A 2,161-nucleotide genomic window follows, 5' to 3' on the forward strand; every position below is an offset into this window, starting at 1 on the left:
GCATGGATGCCGATGAGAAGCCTACAGGGATGTATTCACGGCGGGTCTCCACATGGTATTCCTCCCCAACGCCGGACTAAAACGTCGCTCAAGAAATAAGACAACAGACACAAAAAAGGCGGCTCGCAGGCCGCCTTTTTTGACTGAAAGACTTACCAACCAGTGGCTTCTTTCAGAGCCTGGCCGATGTCCGCCAGGCTGCGTACGGTTTTCACACCGGCGTCTTCCAGAGCGGCGAACTTCTCGTCAGCCGTACCCTTACCGCCGGCAATGATCGCACCCGCGTGGCCCATGCGCTTACCCTTCGGTGCCGTGACACCCGCGATGTAAGACACCACCGGCTTGGTGACGTTGGCCTTGATGAACGCGGCGGCTTCTTCTTCCGCGCTACCACCAATCTCACCAATCATCACAATGGCTTCGGTCTTCGGATCGTTCTGGAACATCTCCAGAATATCGATGAAGTTGGAGCCCGGGATTGGGTCACCACCAATGCCGACGCAGGTGGACTGACCGTAACCGAAGTCGGTGGTCTGCTTGACCGCTTCATAGGTCAGGGTACCGGAGCGGGATACGATGCCCACCTTGCCCGGCTTGTGAATGTGGCCCGGCATGATGCCGATCTTGCACTCACCCGGCGTGATCACACCCGGGCAGTTGGGGCCGATCAGGCGCACGCCCAGCTCATCGCACTTCACTTTACAGTCCAGCATATCCAGAGTCGGAATGCCTTCGGTAATGCACACGATCAGCTTGATACCGGCGTTGGCCGCTTCCAGGATCGAGTCCTTACAGAAGGGAGCCGGTACGTAGATGACGGACGCTTCGGCGCCGGTTTCGGCCACGGCTTCCGCCACGGTGTTGAACACCGGCAGGCCCAGGTGAGTCTGACCACCCTTGCCTGGGGTGACACCGCCGACCATCTTGGTGCCGTAGGCAATTGCCTGCTCAGAGTGGAAGGTACCTTGGGCACCGGTGAAACCCTGGCAGATCACTTTGGTATCTTTATTGATCAAAACGCTCATTGTTGAGTCCTCAAATTCTGTGTTGCTGCGGAGTGTAAAACCGTCCCTGGTGTCTGGGTCCGGCCCGGCCGTCCTGGCCGGTCGCTAAGGGCGCTGCGGAAACATTCAGTTTCCGGTCGCCCTTAGCCCTCCGCGGCTTTAACCACTTGCTGAGCAGCGTCAGTCAAGCTGGTCGCGGCGATGATGTTCAGACCGCTGTCCGCCAGTACTTTGGCGCCCAGCTCGGCGTTATTACCTTCCAGGCGCACAACCACCGGCACCTTCACGCCCACCTCTTCCACGGCGCCAATCACGCCTTCGGCGATCAGGTCACAGCGAACGATACCGCCGAAGATGTTGATCAGAACAGCCTTGACGTTTTCGTCAGACAGAATGATTTTGAACGCTTCCACAACGCGCTCTTTAGTGGCACCGCCACCGACGTCCAGGAAGTTCGCCGGCGCACCACCGTGCAGCTTGACGATGTCCATGGTGCCCATGGCCAGACCAGCGCCGTTTACCATGCAGCCGATGTTGCCATCGAGTGCCACGTAGTTCAGTTCCCACTTGGCGGCGTGCGCTTCACGGGCGTCTTCCTGGGACGGATCGTGCATTTCGTGCAGGTCGTCGTGACGGTACAGGGCGTTGCCGTCGATCGCCACTTTGGCGTCCAGGCAGTGCAGGTCACCGGCCGGAGTGATCACCAGCGGGTTGATCTCGATCAGTGCCACGTCTTTTTCTTTGAACAGCTTGGCCAAGCCCAGGAAAATCTGTACGAACTGCTTGATCTGCTTACCTTCCAGACCCAGTTTGAAGGCCAGGTCGCGGCCCTGATACGGCTGAGCACCAACCAGCGGATCGATGGTGGCCTTGAGGATTTTTTCCGGCGTTTCCTCAGCCACTTTTTCGATTTCCACACCGCCTTCGGTAGACGCCATGAATACGATGCGGCGAGTGGAGCGATCGACGACCGCACCCAGATACAGCTCTTTATCGATGTCGGTGCAGGTTTCAACCAGAATGCGGCTGACCGGCTGACCGTTTTCGTCAGTCTGGTAGGTCACCAGGTTTTTGCCCAACCACTGTTTGGCAAACGCCTCGATTTCCGCCTTTGACTTGACCAGCTTGACGCCACCGGCCTTACCGCGGCCACCGGC

2 protein-coding genes are annotated in these 2,161 nt (G+C 58.4%); both read right to left on the bottom strand.

Going from position 1 to position 2,161, the window contains the following annotated elements:
- Positions 1-152: 152 nt before the first annotated feature.
- Positions 153-1,025 (bottom strand): succinate--CoA ligase subunit alpha, encoded by an 873-nt coding sequence (gene sucD, locus B3187_RS05375; RefSeq protein WP_024460477.1) that lies wholly within the window; start codon positions 1,023-1,025, stop codon positions 153-155.
- Positions 1,026-1,147: 122 nt separating this feature from the next.
- Positions 1,148-2,161 (bottom strand): ADP-forming succinate--CoA ligase subunit beta (sucC, locus tag B3187_RS05380; RefSeq protein WP_286804981.1); only part of this gene is annotated, 1,014 nt, incomplete at its 5' end.

The organism is Marinimicrobium sp. UBA4209 (assembly GCF_002381585.1).
Classification (GTDB): Bacteria; Pseudomonadota; Gammaproteobacteria; order Pseudomonadales; family Cellvibrionaceae; genus Marinimicrobium; species Marinimicrobium koreense.

Coding starts and splice junctions, on each gene's coding strand:
- sucD (WP_024460477.1), bottom strand. CDS start 1,025: ATGAGCGTTTTGATCAATAAAGATACCAAAGTGATCTGCCAGGGTTTC.